The organism is Pseudonocardia lacus (genome assembly GCF_018531445.1).
Taxonomy (GTDB): Bacteria; Actinomycetota; Actinomycetes; order Mycobacteriales; family Pseudonocardiaceae; genus Pseudonocardia; species Pseudonocardia lacus.
In genome coordinates, this window is record NZ_JAHDTH010000488.1 from 1 (window position 1) to 875 (window position 875).

Consider the following 875-nt stretch of genomic DNA (forward strand, 5'->3'; position numbering starts at 1 on the left):
AGGCGATCAAGGCGTTGCGTGATCACGTGTCGCAGGAGATCGGTCCGATCGCCAAGCCGCGCCAGATCATGGTGGTCGAGGAGTTGCCCAAGACCCGGTCCGGGAAGATCATGCGCCGGTTGTTGCGGGATGTCGCGGAGAACCGCGAGGTCGGTGACGTGACCACGCTGGCCGACTCCTCCGTCATGGATCTCATCTCCGCCGGCCTGAAGGAAGGCAAGTCGGAGGACTGACCGGTGCGCCGTCGGGCATCCTGATGGGGTGTCCGACGGCGATCTCCCGGTGCGCGAGTCGCTGGTGCTGCCCTCCAGGGAGCTGCACTGGCGGTTCTCGCGCGCCTCGGGCCCGGGCGGGCAGGGCGTCAACACCACCGACTCGCGCGTCGAGCTGTCGTTCGACCTCGCCCGCTCGCCGTCGGTACCCGAGCACCTGCGCGAGCGCGCGCTGTCCCGCCTGGCCCACCGCCTCACCGACGGCGTGCTGACGATCGTCGCCGCGGAGAACCGCAGCCAGCTGCGCAACCGCGACGCCGCCCGCGAGCGGCTGGCGTCCGCGCTGCGCGGGGCCACGGCCGCGGACCCGCCCAAGCGGCGCCCGACCAAGCCGTCGGCGGGCGCCAAGCGCCGCAGGCTCGACGCCAAGACCCGGCGCGGGCAGATCAAGCGGCTGCGCTCCCGCCCGGACGACTGATGTGGAACGGTCTTGTCAACCCCGGGGGTGGAAGCGGTCTCGGGCCGCTTTTTGGCCTGTGACCTGCTGTTTTGAGCAGGCGTCGGGACCCCGGGGTCAACACGCAGCGCCCGCAGCGCAGCGAGGACGAACGGTGTTGAGGCCGGGGTGGCGGCTGCTACCGGTGCCGGGGTGGGGAACGGGCA

Annotated in this window: 2 protein-coding genes; both read left to right on the plus strand. The window is 71.7% G+C overall.

Annotation, left to right across the window (positions count from 1 at the left end; all coding sequences use genetic code 11):
* Positions 1–233, plus strand: a 233-nt coding sequence (locus KIK08_RS39265) for an AMP-binding enzyme (RefSeq protein WP_408004798.1), incomplete at its 5' end; no start/stop codon positions are given.
* A 28-nt stretch (positions 234–261) separates the two neighbouring features.
* On the plus strand, positions 262–690 hold the full coding sequence (gene arfB / locus KIK08_RS39270; protein WP_214408367.1) for an alternative ribosome rescue aminoacyl-tRNA hydrolase ArfB: 429 nt from the start codon (positions 262–264) through the stop codon (positions 688–690).
* Positions 691–875 lie beyond the last annotated feature (185 nt).